At 31.8% G+C, this 18,498-nt stretch carries 23 protein-coding genes; 22 read left to right on the top strand and 1 reads right to left on the bottom strand.

Annotated elements, in window-relative coordinates:
- The 13 genes from RQ907_RS03155 to RQ907_RS03095 form a co-directional block, all read left to right on the top strand.
- Nucleotides 1-745 (top strand): DHHA1 domain-containing protein (locus RQ907_RS03155; protein WP_311491957.1); only part of this gene is annotated, 745 nt, incomplete at its 5' end.
- A gap of 4 nt (nucleotides 746-749) precedes the next feature.
- A complete protein-coding gene (locus tag RQ907_RS03150) occupies nucleotides 750-2,930 on the top strand; it encodes a bifunctional (p)ppGpp synthetase/guanosine-3',5'-bis(diphosphate) 3'-pyrophosphohydrolase (RefSeq protein ID WP_311491956.1) in 2,181 nt (726 codons plus the stop codon).
- A complete protein-coding gene (gene dtd / locus RQ907_RS03145; RefSeq protein ID WP_311491955.1) occupies nucleotides 2,930-3,379 on the top strand; it encodes a D-aminoacyl-tRNA deacylase in 450 nt (149 codons plus the stop codon). Before RQ907_RS03150 ends, dtd begins: the two co-directional genes overlap by 1 nt.
- Nucleotides 3,379-3,981: an MBL fold metallo-hydrolase gene (locus RQ907_RS03140; protein WP_311491954.1), complete on the top strand. Its 603-nt coding sequence runs from the start codon at nucleotides 3,379-3,381 to the stop codon at nucleotides 3,979-3,981. Before dtd ends, RQ907_RS03140 begins: the two co-directional genes overlap by 1 nt.
- A gap of 11 nt (nucleotides 3,982-3,992) precedes the next feature.
- The gene (gene aspS, locus RQ907_RS03135; protein WP_311491953.1) at nucleotides 3,993-5,741 is read left to right on the top strand and encodes an aspartate--tRNA ligase; all 1,749 of its coding nucleotides are present in this window, start codon (nucleotides 3,993-3,995) and stop codon (nucleotides 5,739-5,741) included.
- An 8-nt stretch (nucleotides 5,742-5,749) separates the two neighbouring features.
- Nucleotides 5,750-6,166, top strand: coding sequence for a SoxR reducing system RseC family protein (locus RQ907_RS03130; RefSeq protein ID WP_311491952.1), 417 nt, complete (start codon nucleotides 5,750-5,752; stop codon nucleotides 6,164-6,166).
- A 34-nt stretch (nucleotides 6,167-6,200) separates the two neighbouring features.
- Nucleotides 6,201-7,520 carry a ribosome biogenesis GTPase Der gene (gene der, locus RQ907_RS03125; RefSeq protein WP_311491951.1) on the top strand — a complete coding sequence of 440 codons (1,320 nt, stop codon included), beginning with the start codon at nucleotides 6,201-6,203 and terminating at the stop codon, nucleotides 7,518-7,520.
- The gene (plsY, locus tag RQ907_RS03120) at nucleotides 7,517-8,095 is read left to right on the top strand and encodes a glycerol-3-phosphate 1-O-acyltransferase PlsY (RefSeq protein WP_311491950.1); all 579 of its coding nucleotides are present in this window, start codon (nucleotides 7,517-7,519) and stop codon (nucleotides 8,093-8,095) included. Before der ends, plsY begins: the two co-directional genes overlap by 4 nt.
- Nucleotides 8,096-8,103: 8 nt before the next feature.
- Complete coding sequence (locus tag RQ907_RS03115; protein ID WP_311491949.1) at nucleotides 8,104-9,087, top strand: NAD(P)H-dependent glycerol-3-phosphate dehydrogenase; 984 nt, start codon at nucleotides 8,104-8,106, stop codon at nucleotides 9,085-9,087.
- Nucleotides 9,088-9,151: 64 nt separating this feature from the next.
- Nucleotides 9,152-9,721 carry a cell division protein SepF gene (locus RQ907_RS03110; RefSeq protein WP_311491948.1) on the top strand — a complete coding sequence of 190 codons (570 nt, stop codon included), beginning with the start codon at nucleotides 9,152-9,154 and terminating at the stop codon, nucleotides 9,719-9,721.
- A gap of 27 nt (nucleotides 9,722-9,748) precedes the next feature.
- Nucleotides 9,749-10,516, top strand: a complete 768-nt coding sequence (locus tag RQ907_RS03105) for a YlmH/Sll1252 family protein (protein ID WP_311491947.1) — start codon at nucleotides 9,749-9,751, stop codon at nucleotides 10,514-10,516.
- Nucleotides 10,513-10,953 (top strand): signal peptidase II, encoded by a 441-nt coding sequence (gene lspA, locus RQ907_RS03100; RefSeq protein WP_311491946.1) that lies wholly within the window; start codon nucleotides 10,513-10,515, stop codon nucleotides 10,951-10,953. Before RQ907_RS03105 ends, lspA begins: the two co-directional genes overlap by 4 nt.
- Complete coding sequence (locus RQ907_RS03095; protein WP_311491945.1) at nucleotides 10,940-11,608, top strand: uracil-DNA glycosylase; 669 nt, start codon at nucleotides 10,940-10,942, stop codon at nucleotides 11,606-11,608. The genes lspA and RQ907_RS03095 overlap by 14 nt, the downstream gene beginning before the upstream one ends.
- Here the strand turns inward: RQ907_RS03095 and RQ907_RS03090 are convergent.
- Nucleotides 11,605-12,513: a ribonuclease H-like domain-containing protein gene (locus RQ907_RS03090; RefSeq protein WP_311491944.1), complete on the bottom strand. Its 909-nt coding sequence runs from the start codon at nucleotides 12,511-12,513 to the stop codon at nucleotides 11,605-11,607. The genes RQ907_RS03095 and RQ907_RS03090 overlap by 4 nt on opposite strands.
- Before the next feature lie 100 nt (nucleotides 12,514-12,613).
- Here RQ907_RS03090 and RQ907_RS03085 point away from each other — a divergent pair, with 100 nt between their 5' ends.
- The 9 genes from RQ907_RS03085 to yqeK all read left to right on the top strand — a co-directional run.
- Nucleotides 12,614-13,723, top strand: a complete 1,110-nt coding sequence (locus RQ907_RS03085) for a cysteine desulfurase family protein (RefSeq protein ID WP_311491943.1) — start codon at nucleotides 12,614-12,616, stop codon at nucleotides 13,721-13,723.
- The gene (gene thiI / locus RQ907_RS03080) at nucleotides 13,723-14,886 is read left to right on the top strand and encodes a tRNA uracil 4-sulfurtransferase ThiI (RefSeq protein WP_311491942.1); all 1,164 of its coding nucleotides are present in this window, start codon (nucleotides 13,723-13,725) and stop codon (nucleotides 14,884-14,886) included. The genes RQ907_RS03085 and thiI overlap by 1 nt, the downstream gene beginning before the upstream one ends.
- 98 nt (nucleotides 14,887-14,984) lie before the next feature.
- A complete protein-coding gene (gene rplU / locus RQ907_RS03075; protein ID WP_311491941.1) occupies nucleotides 14,985-15,296 on the top strand; it encodes a 50S ribosomal protein L21 in 312 nt (103 codons plus the stop codon).
- Entirely contained in the window at nucleotides 15,296-15,613 is a 318-nt protein-coding gene (locus tag RQ907_RS03070; protein ID WP_311491940.1) for a ribosomal-processing cysteine protease Prp, read from the top strand. The genes rplU and RQ907_RS03070 overlap by 1 nt, the downstream gene beginning before the upstream one ends.
- Nucleotides 15,610-15,891, top strand: a complete 282-nt coding sequence (gene rpmA / locus RQ907_RS03065; protein WP_311491939.1) for a 50S ribosomal protein L27 — start codon at nucleotides 15,610-15,612, stop codon at nucleotides 15,889-15,891. The genes RQ907_RS03070 and rpmA overlap by 4 nt, the downstream gene beginning before the upstream one ends.
- Before the next feature lie 54 nt (nucleotides 15,892-15,945).
- Nucleotides 15,946-17,226, top strand: coding sequence for a GTPase ObgE (gene obgE / locus RQ907_RS03060; protein ID WP_311491938.1), 1,281 nt, complete (start codon nucleotides 15,946-15,948; stop codon nucleotides 17,224-17,226).
- Between the two features lie 8 nt (nucleotides 17,227-17,234).
- On the top strand, nucleotides 17,235-17,519 hold the full coding sequence (yhbY, locus tag RQ907_RS03055) for a ribosome assembly RNA-binding protein YhbY (RefSeq protein WP_311491937.1): 285 nt from the start codon (nucleotides 17,235-17,237) through the stop codon (nucleotides 17,517-17,519).
- A complete protein-coding gene (gene nadD, locus RQ907_RS03050) occupies nucleotides 17,519-18,115 on the top strand; it encodes a nicotinate (nicotinamide) nucleotide adenylyltransferase (RefSeq protein ID WP_311491936.1) in 597 nt (198 codons plus the stop codon). The genes yhbY and nadD overlap by 1 nt, the downstream gene beginning before the upstream one ends.
- On the top strand, nucleotides 18,108-18,498 hold a 391-nt coding region (gene yqeK, locus RQ907_RS03045; protein WP_311491935.1), incomplete at its 3' end, for a bis(5'-nucleosyl)-tetraphosphatase (symmetrical) YqeK. The genes nadD and yqeK, both read left to right, overlap by 8 nt.

Here is an 18,498-nt window from a genome sequence, read left to right as displayed (position 1 = left end):
GAGAAAAACTTTAACCGAAACAGCTTTTAATAAAATTAATGAACTCATAAGAGAAAATTCATACGATAAAGATGATATTATAGTCGTCTACGCACCTGATATAAATGAATCTATATGCGGGATTGTTGCAGGTAGGATTAAAGAAAAATATTATAGACCTACAATAATTTTGACAAATTCTAAGGAAGAGGGAATTGCAAAAGGATCTGGAAGATCTATACCAGCTTATAATATGTTTGAAGAAATATCGCCATTTTCTGATAATCTAGAATCATTTGGTGGTCACCCTATGGCTTGTGGCTTATCTATAAAAATAGATGAGATTAATAAATTTATGAAGTTTTTAAATGAAAATTCAAAGCTAACCCAGACTGATAAGGAACAAGCGATTAGTATAGATACTCAAATTCCTATTTCAAAATTATCTTTAGAATTTGCAGAAAGTTTGGATAGGTTTAAGCCTTTTGGTAAGGATAATTCTAGACCGGTCTTTGCTAATAAAAGCGTTGATATTGCGGCGATTTCAATGATTGGGAAAGACAAAAACACTTTGAAGTTATCACTTTTTCAAGATGGAAAGTACTACAATGCCATTAAATTTCAAGCAGAAGATGACTACAATTATTTAAAAGAGAAGTTTAACGGTAATATCCTTGGTAAAAAAATTGATATAGTTTATTATCCAGATGTGAACGAATTTAGGGGCAATAGGTCCCTACAATTGAAATTAATTGATATTAGGTGATTATATGGCAACCGATTTTAATAAAGAATTTATAAAATTCAAAGAACTTATTTTAAAAAATAATCCTAACGCAAATATAGACCTCATAAAGAAGGCCTATGATTTTGGAGCTCTTCACCATAAGGGTCAAAAGAGAAATTCAGGAGAGGATTATTTTATCCATCCGATTGCTGTAGCATCTAATTTATCAGATATGAAATTAGATGATGAAACTATTTGCGCTGGTCTCATGCACGATGTTTTAGAAGACACAGATGTAACTAGGGATGAGATGAAGGAAGAGTTTGGTGAGGAAATCACTTTTTTAGTTGATGGGGTTACTAAACTTAAGAATATTAACTATACATCTAAAGAAGAAAAACAAGCTGAAAACATTAGAAAAATGGTAATGGCCATGGCAAATGATGTTAGGGTTGTTTTAATAAAGCTGGCTGATAGACTTCATAATATGCGAACCCTTGAGTACATGACAAGGGAAAAGCAATTACAAAAGGCAAATGAAACCATCGAAATATACGTTCCTCTAGCTCACAGACTTGGAATTTATTCTTTAAAGTGGGAACTAGAAGACCTATGTTTCAGATATCAAGAGCCTGAAAAATATTATGAGCTTGCAGAAATGGTAAGTGTAAAAAGACGTGAGAGGGAAAATTATATCAATGAAATAATTGATACTTTGACCAATTCTCTAAAGTCAACCAATATAAACTTTGAAATTTCTGGCAGACCAAAATCTTTATACTCTATTAATAAAAAAATGGAGAGAAATAAGATTGCTTTTGAAGAAATATATGACCTTACAGCTGTCAGAGTCTTAGTTGATACTATAGCAGAGTGCTATGCGGTTTTAGGCAAGGTACATTCCTTGTGGAGGCCTATACCAAACAGGATTAAAGATTATATAGGTCAGCCAAAGCCAAATGGATATAGGTCTCTTCATACAACAGTTTTTGGTGATGATTCAAAGCCTTTTGAGGTGCAAATTAGAACACGAAAAATGCATAGAGAATGTGAATTTGGTGTAGCAGCTCACTGGCGTTATAAAGAAAACAAAAAAACTAAGTCTGAGTTTGACGATGCAATGAGCTTCTTAAGGCAAATTGTAGAATGGCAACAAGAAGGTGGCAAGGATGTAAATAACGAAGAGTTTATGGAAACCTTAAAAACAGACTTTTTCTCAAGAGAAATCTATGTTTATTCTCCAACAGGCGAAGTTTATTCATTGCCAATGAATTCGTGCTCAATTGACTTTGCATATAAAATCCATACCGAAGTTGGTAATTCCTGCGTTGGTGCAAAGGTAAATGGTAGAATGGTTCCAATAACCCAACCTCTAAAAACTGGTGATTTAGTTGAAATTATTACAAGCAAAAATTCCCAAGGTCCAAGTAGGGATTGGCTAAATATCGTAAAGAGCAACCAAGCTAAGTCAAAAATAAAACAATTTTTCAAACGTTATGACAAGGAAGATAATATTGAAATAGGCAAGTCTGCAATTGCCCGTGATTTAAAAAAATATAAGCAAAACTATAGGTATTTGCTTAAAGAAGAATGGTTGGCTGAAATCGCTAGTGATTTGGGTTTCCCAACTGAAGATGAAATGTATGCTTCAGTAGGTTATGGTAAGACCACAGCTGAACAAGTTAGCCAAAAGCTTATTAGGAGGGATAAGGAAGAGCTTAAGAAAAAAGAATTAAGCAAACCTCTGGATGTAAGTAAAAAAGAAATCAATACCAAGATTACTAATGAGATAAGAGTATCAGACCTTGACGAAGATATAGAAGTTAAATTTGCTAAATGTTGTACACCTGTTCCAGGAGACCCAATTATTGGATTTATAACAAAGGGCAACGGTATTTCAGTCCATGTAAAGACTTGCCCAAATATTATTAATTCAAAGTCTCCAGAGAGGTTAATTGATGTTTACTGGCAAAACTTATCAACGGATAAGTTCCCAGTGAAAATTCAGATTATATCCGCCAATGGCCCGTCAATTTTATTTGAAGTTTCAAAGATGATGTCAACCTTTGATGTTAATATCTTAAGTATTAATGCAAGGACAGATAGTGATGCTGGAATAATGGACTTGGTTATTGAAGTAAGCTCTACAGAGCAATTAGACAATGTTATAAAAAGATTAAAGACAATTAAAACAGTCTCAGATGTATTTAGGGTGAAAAGTTAATGAGAGCGATTATACAAAAAGTTACTGAAGCAAGTGTTAGAGTAGATAATGAGTTAATATCTGAAATAGGAAATGGCTATATGATTCTACTAGCTGTCAAAGAGACAGATAAGGACGATGACCTTGCTTATATAAAAAAGAAAATAGCAAATTTAAGAATTTTTGAAGATGAAGATGGTAAGATGAACCTTAGGCTTAAGGATACTGGGGGTGAAATCCTCTTGGTTAGTCAATTTACCCTATACGGTGATGCAAGAAAAGGTAATAGGCCATCTTTCACCATGTCAGCAGGACTGGAAAAGGCAGATGACTATTACCAAAGACTTCGAGATGAGCTAATTGATGAAGGATTTACCGTTAAAACAGGACAATTTCAGGCACATATGGAAGTGAGTCTTGTTAACGACGGGCCTGTGACCATTATTCTAGACAGTGAAAGGATTTTTTAATGAATATTGATAGGTTTACTCTAGGACCAGTTATGACAAATACTTATATTGTCCATGAGAATGGTAAGGGATTTATTGTAGATTGCCCTTATCCATCAAGTGCGCTTGATAAGTTTATAGAAGACAATAAAATAAAAATAGAATTTATAATACTCACCCATACTCATTTTGACCATGTTACTGGTCTTAAATATTACAAGGATAAGTTTGGTGTAGATGTTTATGCTTCCGAAGATGCCAAGGATTTGGCTGAAGATCCAAATTACAATTTGGCATATCATATAAATAATTTGGAAGTTCCTATTGACCACTACCTAAAAGATGGGGAAGTATTTAGTAAATACAAGATAAAGGCAATTAAGACACCAGGTCATACCATTGATTCTATGTCTTATGTTTTGGGAGATGCTATTTTTACTGGAGATACTTTATTTAGACTCTCAGTAGGAAGAACTGATTTTCCAGGTGGGTCTTTTACAGATATTATAGACTCAATATTAAATAAACTGGGCAAACTTGATAGGAGTGCTAAAATTTACCCAGGTCATAATGAAGAAAGCACTTTGGGATTTGAATTAGACAATAATCCATTTTTACAATAATGGGAGGAAATATGGAATTTAAAAGAACACATATGTGTGGTAGCCTAAGGATTGAAGACTTGGGCAAAGAGGTAGTCTTAATGGGCTGGGTTGCAAAAAAACGTAACCTAGGCTCTTTAGTTTTTATTGACTTAAGAGATAAAACCGGTATCAGTCAGATTGTTATCAGGGATGATGACAAAGATAATTATGAGAAGGCTCGTGGTATTTCTGCTGAGTATGTTCTTGAAGTTAAGGGCAAAGTTTTTGAAAGAGAAAGCAAAAACCCTGATATACCAACAGGTGATATAGAAATTATTGCTGATAAAATAAACATACTTGACAAGGCAAAAACTCCACCAATATATATTAAAGATGACGATGATGTTAGCGAAAATCTTAGGTTGAAATATAGGTATCTCGACATGAGAAAACCATCTGTTCAAAGAAACCTAAAACTAAGATCAGATATTGTTAGGTCAGTGAGAGAGTATTTCTATGAAAATGACTTCACTGAAGTTGAAACACCATTTTTAACTAAGCCAACTCCTGAAGGTGCGAGAGACTATTTAGTTCCATCAAGGATTAATGCTGGAAAGTTTTACGCTCTACCACAATCTCCTCAGTTGTTAAAGCAAATCCTAATGATTGGTTCACTTGATAGGTATTTCCAAGTTGTAAAATGCTTTAGGGATGAAGACTTAAGAGCAAATAGACAGCCAGAATTCACCCAGCTTGACTTAGAAATGAGTTTTTCTAATCAAGATGATGTAATAGCTATGAACGAAGGACTATTGAAGGTCTTATTCGATAAATATACAGACTATGATTTAAAATTACCAATAAATAGGATGGACTATAGTGAAGCTATGGAGTCTTATGGATCTGATAAGCCAGATTTAAGATACGGTTATAAAATCAAAGATGTATCAGAAATTTTTGCAGGTAGTGAATTCAAAGTCTTTGCTGATAATACTAGTGATGGTAGGTCTGTAAGAGCAATTAATTTTACAGGTTTAGAAGATAAGTATTCTAGAAAACATCTGGATAAATTGACAGATTTTGTAAAAGACTATGGTTTAAAAGGCTTATCTTATATTAAATTTAATGAGGATATGCAGTCATCAATTAAGAAATTCCTAACTGATGATATTATTGAAAAATTAAAAGAAAAACTAGATGCAAAAGAAGGCGACTTAATCTTCCTTGCTGCAGATAAGAATAAGACTGTTCTTGAAGGTTTGGGAGCTTTAAGGGTAAAAATTGCAAAAGAAAATAATCTTTATGAAAAAGAATATGCCTTAACTTGGGTAGTTAATTTCCCAATGTTTGAATATAGCGAAGAAGAAGATAGATACGTTGCCCAACACCATCCATTTACCATGCCAAATGAGGAAGATATTGACTTGCTCCTAACTCAGCCAGAAAAAGTTAGAACTCAAGCTTATGATATTGTTATAAATGGAGATGAAATGGGAGGTGGATCAGTAAGGATTAATAATTCTGATCTACAAAAAAAGGTCTTTGAAGCTTTAAAATTAAGCGATGAAGACATACAAAATAAATTTGGATTCTTTATTGAAGCCCTTCAATACGGAACACCTCCACACGCTGGTCTTGCCTATGGACTTGACAGGTTATTAATGTTATTTGCAAAAACTGATAACATAAAGGAGATAATTGCATTTCCTAAAACTCAATCTGCAACCTGTCCGCTAACAGAAGCACCAACTATGGTTGATGACAAGGCTTTAGAGGAACTTAATATAAAATTGAGGTGATAGTCTACATGACAATGACTAAAGAAGGTCTAGTCCTTGAGAACAATAATGGAAATTTGAAAATAAAAGTAGACCGAAACAGTGCGTGTGGATCATGCGCTGCAAGTGGTTCTTGTGCAGAAAGAAAAACTACAATTATAGAAATTTTTTCTGCGGATAATATAAACAAAGGAGATAAGGTCATTTTAGAAAGTGATGCTGACGAGATTAACAAAATCTCAGCCTTAGTTTATATAATTCCGGTGATTTTAGTAATGATAGGGGCTATAGCTCCATCATTTCTACTAAAAAATACTGGATATGATACTAATCTTATAAGTTTAGGCTCGGTTGTTTTTATGCTTGCTTTGTCAGTTTTATATATAAAAAGACTTGATAAAGGAGCCAAAAAAGAGAAACTTATGAAGGTTAGAAAAGTTTGTTAATAACTATATTTTAATAATAGAATTGGAGATAAATATGGCTTTACCAATAGTAACCCTTGTAGGTAGGACAAATGTGGGCAAATCCACATTGTTTAATCGCCTAGTTGGAAAAAGAAAATCAATAACTGAAGACGTCTCTGGAGTAACCAGGGACAGGATTGTTGATAAGGCTGAATGGCAAAATAATGAGTTTTTGCTTGTAGATACAGGTGGAATTGATATTTCAAGTAAAGACATGATGAATGTTGAAGTAAGGGGTCAAGTAGAAAAGGCCCTTATTGAAACAGATTTAATCTTATTTGTAGTTGACGGAAAAGAAGGCGTAAATCCTCACGATGTTGATATAGCAAATGAGATTAGAAAATATAATAAACCTGTAATCATTGTAGCGAATAAGGTTGATAATATGCAAGTGCCGGATGACTTGTATGATTTCTATTCATTTGGATTTGATAATCTTATTATGATTTCAGCAGAACAAGCAAAGGGGCTTGGAGATTTATTAGATGCAATTATTTCTTATATTGATTTTTCAAAATATGAGGGCTCAGAGGATGAGACAAGGATTGCTATTATAGGTAAACCAAATGCTGGCAAGTCTTCTCTGGTAAATCTTTTACTTAATGAAGATAGGATGATTGTAACAGATATAGCCGGCACTACCCGCGATGCTGTTGATAGTTATTGGACCTACAACGATCACAACTATGTATTAATAGATACAGCAGGACTTAGGAGAAAATCAAAGGTAAAAGAAAATATCGAGTACTATGCTAACCAAAGAACATTTGATGCTGTAGATAGCGCTGAAATTTGTTTATTTTTAATAGACGCAACTGTAGGTGTAACAGAACAGGATGCAAAAATTGCAGGCTATGCTCATAACAATAAAAAAGCTATAATAATTGCTGTAAATAAGTGGGATCTTGTTGAAAAAGATACTAACACAATGGCAAATATGGAAAAGGAAATTAGAAAAACTCTTTCTTTCGCCTTATATGCACCAATAGTTTTCATATCAGTTAAAGACAATGCGAGAATTGATACTCTTTTAGATATGATAGAAGTAGTTGATAATAACTACAGGATGAGAATCAAAACGGGTGTATTAAACACTATTCTACAAGATGCGATGCTCATAAATCAGCCACCACAAGATAAGGGTAAGAGGCTTAAGATTTATTACATGAGTCAGGTAGGAACTTGTCCACCAAAGTTTTTACTATCTATAAACGATAGAGAACTATTGCATTTTTCCTATACTAGGTATCTAGAAAATCAGATAAGACAAAATTATTCGTTGGTAGGTGTTCCTTTTAGCTTTGTCTTTAAAGAGCGAAGTGGTAAAAAATGAAATTTTTTATAATAGTAATCATATCATATTTATTGGGTAGTTTGCCTTTTGGGTATTATATTGGAAAGTATATCTACAAAAAAGATATAAGGTCCATGGGTTCTGGTAATATTGGAACAACAAATGCTCTAAGAAATTTTGGTAAAACTGCCGGATTAATAACCTTTATTCTAGATGCTTTTAAGGGTGGATTAGCAGCATTTATTGGTGGACTTATAGCTGGAAATGAAGGAATGAGCTTAGCTATGTTCTTTGTTGTTATAGGGCACATGTATAGCTTTTTGCTTAATTTCAAAGCTGGAAAAGGTATTGCCACAGTATTTGGTGCATTGATTTATATTAATCCTAAATTTGCATTAGGAATGTTTGCGGTATTTTTTATTGTAGTATTACTTTCAAAGATGGTATCCTTAGGTTCGGTTTGTGTTTGTCTAGTTGCGATAATTTCAAGCATCTATTCATATGGAGTTAGTTATTTTAGCTTAAGCCTATCAATTATCGCAACAATTATTATAATCAAGCACAAGGCAAATATAAAAAGGATTATAAGAAGAGAAGAAAGTAAATTATTTTAGGTGATGAAATGACAATATCTATATTAGGAGCTGGGTCTTGGTCAACAGCTATCGCCAACTTGTTAGCAGAAAAAGAAGATGTTCTAATTTACGCAAGGGATGAAATGGTTGTTTCTGCAATTAATAATGACCATATAAATATTAAATATTTTCCAGATGTTAAATTAAGCGAGAAGATTAAGGCGACAAGCAGTCTAGAAGATATTTTCAAAAACAAATATTTAGTTAATGGAATTCCGACCCAACAAATAAGAAATGTTTTGAATCTTTCAAACCACCTATTAACAGATAATCATATTGTTATTAATTTATCTAAAGGGCTAGAACTTGGAAGCCATAAAAGGATTTCAGAAATTTTTAGGGATTTTAATCATAATATTTCTTTTGTCACCTTAAGTGGACCATCACACGCTGAAGAGGTAATTTTAAAGATGCCAACAGCTGTTGTGTCAGCAAGCGAAGATATTAAATTGGCTAAAGAAATCCAAGAACTTTTTGTTAGAGAATATTTTAGGGTGTATTCATCTAACGATTTGGTCGGTGTTGAACTTGGTGGTGCTATTAAAAACATACTTGCCTTCGGTATTGGTATGGCGCAAGGTTTGGGTTATGGAGATAACGCCAAAGCTGCTCTAATTACCAGAGGAATCCACGAGATGAGCAAGTTTGCATGTGTCTTCGGAGCAGAGTTTAAAACTATAAATGGTTTGGCAGGCGTAGGTGATTTAATCGTTACCGCCACAAGCAAACATTCTAGAAACAATGGGGCGGGTATCTTGGTTGGCCAAGGCCTAAGTCTTGAAGAGCTTCAGAATAAAATAAAAATGGTTGTAGAAGGTATCCCAACTACAGAATCAGTTTATGAACTCGCTAAAGAAAAAAATATAGAGCTACCTATTACAAATGAGATTTACAAGGTCCTCTTTGAGAATAAAGATTGTGATGAATCTGTAAAAGATTTAATGAAGAGAGATATAAAAAGCGAATTTTAAATTTTTACTTTATAGCGATTTAGTATATAATGATAATAGATAATACTAGCAAAGGATGATAAAAATGTTTGATAGATTTAAAGAATTCATTGGAATTGATGATAATTATGATGATTATGATGATGATCAAATGTATTATGATGATGAAGATGATAACAAAGAAGAAAAAAGAAAAAGAACAACTTACAGTGAATTATTAGATGATAGCAAGGATAGTACCTATACTAATGACTCTCTTAATACAAACAAGACAAGTTTTTCAGATGATTATTCTTTTGGTAATTCATTTAAGTCAGATAATTCAGAAAATAATGTAGTTAGCATCAATAGCAACAGTAATTTTACCAGGAGTAGCAATATGAGAATTTCAATACAAGAACCTTTAGATTATGATAATGATGGCCCAGTTGTTATAGAAGAAATACTAAAAAATAGGGTTGTGGTTTTAAACTTAGAGATGGTTGATAATGATTTAAGAATGAGGATATTTGACTTTGTAAGTGGTGCGGTTTATGCACTTAAGGGAAATATGAGAAAAGTTACTAAGGGAATTTTTGTTATAACTCCAAATGGTGTCGAAATTGATTCTTATGTAGCAGACCAAATTTCAGAAGGAAATTATAACCAACTATAGATCGATTAATTTCGGTCTTTTGTTTTTATGGCATTAGAGTATAATTTAGATCATATAATTGACAAAGCAAAGAAGACTAATATTAGAAAGGCCGTTTCTGTACTGGAAAAGGCTTTTTATAAGCATATAGAGGTTAAGAGTTTTTTTCTCGACCCTTATGAACAAAAAATAATTAAAGATATTGCTAAAAAAAATTCAATTGACCTTTGCTTTTTAGGTGGAAATATTGATGCTGAAAGAAAAATTTTTGTAGCAAACTATTATTACGAGCCACTTTATGAACCAAATTACATAAGTGTATTAGAGTTTGACTCTGAAGAAGTTAGCCATCCTGACGTCTTGGGAGCACTTTTGAGCTTAGGTGTAAATAGAAATGATATTGGAGATATATCTGTTCTTGATAATAAAGTAGAGTTTGCCTTGAGTATTGAGCAAGCAAATTTTGTTGAATTTAATCTAACTAAGATTAAAAATGAAAATATTAAGCTTAAAGTAAAAGAAGATGGAAAATTAGATTTAATAAAGCTTGAATATGAAGAAAAAGGAGGATTTGTTTCTAGTCTCAGACTTGATAATCTTCTTAGCTTGTTTCTTTCTATTTCTAGAACCAAGGCAAAGGAACTTGTGAATTCAAGGCTAGTAAAGGTTGATTTTCAAGTTGTAGATGAACCATCCTACCAAGTTTTTGAAGGAAGCCTTATTTCTGTCAGAAAGTTTGGCAGGTTTATTTTTGATGAAATAGATGGTGTGAGTAAGAAAGAAAATTATCACATAAAATATAGGAAAGTAAAATGATATATATTATAATAATTATCCTTGGCTTAGTTTTAGATAGACTTACTAAGGTATATGCAATTCACAATTTTATAGAAAATCCAATAAGTACTCCGATAATTAATTTGACCTATTTAGAAAATAGGGGGGCAGCTTTTGGGATTCTACAGGACAAAAGACTGTTCTTTTTAGTAATAACTGTTGCTATAGTTTTTTATCTTTTGTATTATTTTTACAAATCTCATAAAACTAATCCGATGATTTTAAATATAGGCTTTGCTATGATTATTTCTGGAGCTTTAGGTAATTTTTATGATAGGTTTATAAATGGATTTGTCGTTGATTTTATAGAATTTTCATTTTTCTCATTCCCAGTTTTTAATGTGGCAGATATTTTTGTAAGTCTGGGTTGTGCTTTAATGATTATTTATATTATTTTTATTCATGAAGATAAATAATGATTGGAACCTTATCTTGAATGATGAATTTAATAAAGATTATTTTAAGAAGATTCAAAGTTTTTTAGATAAGGCTTATAAAGAAAAACATATATTTCCTCCTAGAGATGAAATCTTCAAGGCCTTTGAACTTTCATCTTATATGGATACTAAAGTGGTAATTTTGGGACAAGATCCTTATTATAATTACGGACAAGCACAAGGCTTGTCTTTTTCAGTAAATAAGGGAATAAAACTACCACCATCTTTAAGAAATATTTATAAAGAAATGGAAAATGACCTAGGTATAAAACCTTCAAAAAATGGTTCTCTTATTTCATGGGCAAGTCAGGGAGTGTTATTATTAAATGCCTGCTTAACTGTTGAGGAGAAAAAACCAAATTCCCATAAATCTATTGGTTGGCAAATTTTTACGGATAAAATTATTGAAACACTCAATGAAAGAAAAGAGCCCTTAGTATTTATTTTGCGGGGGAATTTTGCAAGGTCAAAAAAAGTCTTGATTACAAACTCAAGGCATTTAATTTTAGAATCTGCACATCCATCTCCATTATCAGCCAGAAATGGATTTTTTGGATCAAGACCTTTTTCAAAAACAAATGAGTTTCTAAAGAGAAATAATTTAGGAGAAATAAATTGGAAAATAGAGGATTAGTAGTGATTCTCTATTATTTTTTTGCAAAGATTTAAAAGATTTTTATAATTGTATGTGGAATTTTCTCTAATTATTAGGAGTTTTTCATTGATATCAATACTAGATTCATTTTTAATATCAAAATTATTTATAGTAACAAATCCCCTAACGTCATCGTTGAAACGGCCATATAAGACATGGATATTAAGTTTAATGAGATTTTCCTTTACGATTAGCTGATAGTTATTCTCTGCAACATATAAATCATTAAGAGTATTCTCTCCTTTAAATTCAAAATTTCCTATATCCTTATTGATATTTGCTTGATAAAGCCAAAATTTTCCAATTTTAGATTTAATACTGAGTTTATTAGTATAGAAATTTTCAATATTTGTAAGTGCTTCTGTAGCTATCAAATCATTTTCGTTGTGTTTTAGAATTGGGTAGGGTTTATTTCTTGTTAATATATCTTCTGTAAGCTTGCTAATTGCTTTATATCTACTAGGGTCCTTCCTTTCAATTCCGATTAATTTCTCGATATCCACAAGCTTCATAGACTCATAGGCGAAAAATTTCGAATAGCTTTTAATAACTTTGTAAATATCCAACGTACTTTCAGGAAACACAGGTAAAAGCTTCTGCGAGATAAGCCTTGAATTTAAAAATGGTATGTCAAAACTATCGCCATTAAAAGTAATAATCCTCTTATTTTTTATTTCTCTTAAAAATATTTTTAGTAATTTAATTTCCTCAGTATCATCTTGTGCAAAATACTGATATATATAGGTGTCCTCAGCTACAATTTTTACGAGACCCAAAAGAACTAGCTTATCAATCCTAAAATCTAGACCGGTAGTTTCTATATCTAAAACCAAGTCATTTATATTTAAATTTTTTCCTTCAATTTTTATTTTTTTACAAATCATAAATATATTATACTGTTATTAATAATCTATCATCATTATTAACCAAGCTTTCTTGTAATATCTATAAGCTCTAATATAATGATATAATCGAGGTGAAAATATGATATATTTAGATAATGCTGCTACTACAAAAATGTATGATGAAGCACTTGAGGCCTACATGGATGTATGCAAAAATCATTTTGCTAATCCTAGCGCCCTTCATTCATTTGGTATGGAAGCAGAAAATTTAATTAAAGATACAAAAAAATATATTGGAAAATTAATCTCTGCAAATGAGGCTGAAATATTTTTTACAAAATCAGCTACAGAATCAAATAATATTGCAATTAAATCTTTCGAAGGTGTGGCCCTTACAAGCAAGATTGAGCATTCTTCTGTTTTTAATAGCTTTAAAAATTCAAATTTTAAGGAAATACGATATATAAGTAATGATAAATATGGATTTTTAAATGAAGATGATTTGAAGGATAAACTTGATAATGAAGTTACCTTTGTTTCATTCATATATGTTAATAATGAAATAGGCACAATTCAGGATATAAAAAAACTTTCAAAAATCATAAAAGATTTCAATAAAGATATAGTAATCCATATTGACGCAACTCAGGCTTTGGGGAAAATTCATTGCGATGTTAATGAACTTGGTATAGACATGATGAGTTTTTCTGCCCATAAATTTCATGGTCCAAAGCAGTTAGGAGGTCTTTATATTAGAAAAAGTATTCAAGGTAAAATTAGACCGATTTTAGATGGAGGCTATCAGGAGGTTATTTCTTCAGGAACCAACAATCCACCAGCAATATACGCATGTGGTATTGCTTTAAAAAAACAAGTAGAGTCTAATGAATATAAATATATTAAAGGACTTAACACTTATTTAAGAAAATTAATAGAAGATAAAATAATGGATACATATATAATCTCACCTATAGAGTCTTCATCCCCATATATCTTAGATGTGGCTTTTGCAAATATAAAATCAGAGGTCCTTCTCCATATGCTTGAGGAGGAGAAAATATATGTTTCAAGCGGGTCTGCTTGTTCAAAAGGTGATTATAGTAGGATTTTAACTGCCTTAGGTATAGATAAAAAATACATGGATGGTGCAATTAGATTTTCTTTTTCTAGTGAAATAACTAGGAAAGATTTAGATTACACTTTAAAAGTCTTAAAATCGAGTATTGAAATGATAAGGATGGTGATTTAATGGAATGGATGTTATCAGTAAGTTTTGGTGAAATATTTCTAAAAGGAAAAAATAGGCATATTTTTTATAAAACAGCCATAGATAATATAAAAAGAAATATAAGAGATATTCCATATAGGGATATGTACTCAGAATCATCTAAGCTATACATAAAGGCTGATAAAAAAGATTTTGAAAAACTAAAAGAAAATATTTTAAAAGTCTTTGGAATCTCATATGTTTCTTATGTTATCAAAACAAGCAAAAACCTTGATGATATTTACAAGGCCTGTAAACTTGATCTTGAAGAATATTTCACAGATAGAAATTATACTTTCAAAGTTGATTGTAAGAGGACTGACAAGGCATTTGAATTTAAGTCTCCAGAACTTTCTGCCAAGATAGGTGGATTTATCCTTAGGGATTTCCCCAACCTTAAGGTAGATGTTCACAATCCAGACTTTAGAGTCTTTATTGATGTAAAAGAAAATGTTTATGTATATTCGAAGAGATTTAAAGGACTTGGGGGATTACCAATAGGTTCATCAGGTAGGGGCTTACTTTTATTGTCTGGTGGTATTGATTCACCTGTTGCTGGCTTTATGGTAGCAAAAAGAGGGATGCAAATAGACTGCCTACACTTTCATTCCTATCCTTTTACATCTAAAAGAGCTTTACAAAAGGCGGTTGATCTTGCTGAGATAATGTCAGCCTATACTGGCAAAATGAGGGTATATTCAGTTAATCTAGCAAATATATATAAGTCAATAAATCAAAATTGTGACAGAAGAGATACAACAATTTTATCTCGTAGATTCATGATGAGAATTGCAAATAAAATAGCAGATATAAATGGATATCAAGCCCTAATCACAGGTGAATCATTAGGTCAAGTAGCAAGCCAAACTATAGAATCAGTATCAGTTATAAATGAATCATCAAACTTACCCATACTTAGACCCCTTATAGCAATGGATAAGAAAGATATTATTGACATTTCTTTGAAAATAGGTTCTTACGAAAAATCTATAGAACCTTACGACGATTGTTGTTCAATTTTTGCTCCTGATAATCCAGTTACAAAACCTAAGCTTAATTTTATTAAACTTAGTGAAGAAAATCTCGAAATTGAGGCCTTGGAAGATGAGGCAATTAGCAAGATGGAAATAATTGAAATTGCTTGACAAAAGAAGAATCAAGAAGTAATATATATCAGTAGACCGCTCAGCTAGGGCTCTGATCCCCGAATGCTGGCGAGAATATTTTAAATAGGAGGCTTTCCATGTACGCAATTATTAAGACAGGTGGAAAACAATACAAAGTATCAGAAGGTGACTTAGTAAGAGTTGAAAAACTAGCTTACGAAGTTGGTGAGACTGTAGATTTTGATCAAGTACTATTAGTAGCAAACAATGGTGAACTTAAAGTTGGTTCTCCAATAGTAGAAGGTGCTAAGGTATCAGCAACAGTAGAAGATCAAAATAAAGATAAGAAAATTGTTGTTTATAAATATAAACCTAAAAAACAATATAGAAAAAAACACGGCCACAGACAACCTTATACTTTAGTAAAAATTAATAGCATAAGTCTTTAATGATAAATGTTGATTTATTAATCAATAAAAAAGACGAAATAGTAGGTTTTGAAATTGAAGGTCATGCTGAATACGATGAATATGGCAAAGACCTTGTATGTTCAGCTGTAACTATACTTGCCTATAGCTGTGTGAACAGTCTTGACAAATATATAGATGATGTTGATTTTTCAGATGATGAAATAACAATGTCCGTTTATATCGATAATCCTAACAGGGATACAGAGATTATTTTTGAATATTTTAAGACTGGTATTGAAACGCTTTTAGGTAACTATAGCAGCTACGTTAAATTAAATTATAAGGAGAAATTATGATATTAAATATTAATTTACAAAGATTTTCAAGCAAAAAGGGAGTTTCTTCATCTAAAAACGGTAGGGACTCAAGAGCTAAAAGACTTGGTGTAAAAAGAGCTGATGGTCAATTTGTAAACGCAGGAACTATCATTGTTAGACAAAGAGGAACTAAAATCCATCCAGGTAACAATGTTAAAAGAGGCTCTGATGATACTCTTTATGCTTCATGCCAAGGCGTTGTAAAATTTGAAAGAAAAGGCAAAAGCAGAAAACAAGTATCTGTTTATGCACAATAATCGATAAAAAATTAAGCTTGCCTTTGGCAAGCCTTTTTTTATGAAAGGAAAATTATGATTGATATTGCAAAAATTAGCCTAAAAGCAGGAGACGGTGGTAATGGTGCTGTGGCCTGGCGAAGGGAAAAATACGAACCAACTGGCGGTCCTGCAGGTGGAGATGGTGGAAATGGTGGTTCAATAATTATCAAAGCTACTAGAAACCTATCTACCCTTGATGAATTTAGGTATAAGAAGAATTTTAAAGCAGAAAATGGTGAGCAGGGTGGTAAGAGCAAAAAGTTTGGAAAAAAAGGTGAAGACCTTTATATACCAGTCCCTGTTGGCACTATAATACGAGAAGCTGAATCAAACACCATTATTAAAGATATTAAAAAATATGGGGAGGAATTTTTAATCGCCAAAGGTGGTAGGGGAGGCCGTGGCAATGTTCATTTCAAAAACTCTATCAGACAAGCTCCAAGATTTGCTGAGTCTGGAAAAAAGGGTCAAGAAATAGATTTAATTTTTGAATTAAAAGTTCTTGCAGATGTTGGACTTGTGGGACTACCAAATGTCGGCAAATCCACACTTCTTTCTGTAATTACAAAGGCCAAACCCAAAATTGCTAACTATCATTTTACAACCATAGACCCTAATTTAGGAGTTGTAAAAGTTGATCGTGAAAGAAGTTTTATTGTAGCTGATATTGCTGGTCTAATTGAAGGAGCTAGCGAAGGTTCTGGTCTTGGTCATGACTTTTTAAGACATATAGAGAGATGCAGGATTCTTATTCACCTTGTAGATATTTCTGGACTTGAGGGAAGAAATCCAATTGAAGACTTTGAGCTTATAAATAATGAATTAAAACTTTATAATGAAAAACTTTCAGAAAAGCCAATGATTGTAGCTTTAAATAAGTCAGAACTAGATTATAACGAGAATGCTAATAAATTTATTGAAGAGTATGGTAAAGACTACAAAATTTTCAAGATTTCTGCAGCAACTACTCAAGGCATTAAGGAAATGATTGACTATGTTACTGAAGAACTTGAAAAATCCAACGAAGAAGAATTTGGTCTTTACGAAGAAGTTGATGAAAGCTTCTTGGAAGACTTTTACAATAAAGAAGTTGATTTTGACTTAAATATTAAGAAAGAAAATGATATCTATCTTGTTTATGGTAAAAGAGTAGACAATCTTCTAAATAAGGTAAATATAGATGATTACGATTCAATGATTTATTTTGAATCTACCTTAAGAGAGATGGAAGTCTTTGATAAATTAAAAGAAATGGGAATAGAAGACGGGGATAGTGTTGCAGTTGGTGATATTGTCTTTGAGTATTATGAATAGGAGGAAGTATGTTAACAGGTAAACAAAGAGCGATGCTTAAGCAAGAAGCTCATGATTTCAAACCAATAATAAATATAGGGAAACTATCTATATCTGACAAATTGCTTGAAGCAATTGATGAAGCTCTTGAAGCAAGAGAACTCATCAAGGTTAAAATTTTAAATAACAACCTGGATGATGCTGATTATATTATTGACACAATTGTCGAAAAATTAAATTGTGAATTTATATCACACATTGGTTCGATATTTACTATATATAGAAAAAACGACAATAACTCTTATAACCTATAATGAGAGTCGGTTTATATGGTGGCACCTTTGATCCGATTCATCTTGGACATTTAGTCGTAATAGAAAATGCCATTAATGAGATGAATTTGGATAGGGTAATTATTCTGCCTAGCTCAAATCCACCTCATAAAAAAAACAGAAATAAGACTAAGGCAGATTTACGTGTAGAAATGGTTTATGAAGCAATAAAGGACAATTCTAAAATAATTTTATCCTCTTATGAGTCATCAAATAATACTGTAAGGTACACCCATGAAACGCTAGAATATTTTACAAAAAACTTAGCTAAGCATGAAATATTTTACATCATGGGTGAAGATTCATTCATGACAGTAGATACATGGAGAAATTACCAAGAAATTCTTAATTTTAATATTATAGTATTTGCAAGGGAAGGAATAGATAAGGACAGTCAACTTGTAAAAAAAGTTGAGAAAATTAGAAAAGATAATCCTAATATCTTCCTTATTGATATTCTGAATATAAATATTTCTTCAACTCTTATTAGATCATTGGTTAAAGACAAGAAGAGTATAAAATATTTAGTAAGAGATGAGGTTGATTATATAATTAAAAATAGGAACCTATATGAATGAACTATTAGATATACAAAATAAATTAAAAACTGATATCGGTATAAAAAGATTTGAACACAGTTTAAGAGTAGCGGATACTGCAAAAAAACTAGCTCTAAATTACGATTTAGACCCTGAAAAAGCATATCTTGCAGGTCTTATACATGATTGTGCTAAATATAATGAACAAAGGTATGTTGAAAAATTCAAAATTGACTTATCATCATATCCTGTAAGCTCAATAAAAGATCCTGTGCTCCATGCATTTTTAGGAGCAGAAGTAGCAAAAAAAGTGTATAATATATATGATGAGGATGTATTAAATGCAATTAAATATCATACAACTGGTAGGTGTGCTATGACTGATTTAGAAAAGATAATTTTCATAGCTGATGCTATAGAAC

Origin of the sequence: uncultured Anaerococcus sp. (genome assembly GCF_963510575.1) — a bacterium.
In the GTDB taxonomy this organism is placed as follows: domain Bacteria; phylum Bacillota; class Clostridia; order Tissierellales; family Peptoniphilaceae; genus Anaerococcus.
This window is presented reverse-complemented; position numbering and strand designations above follow the sequence as displayed.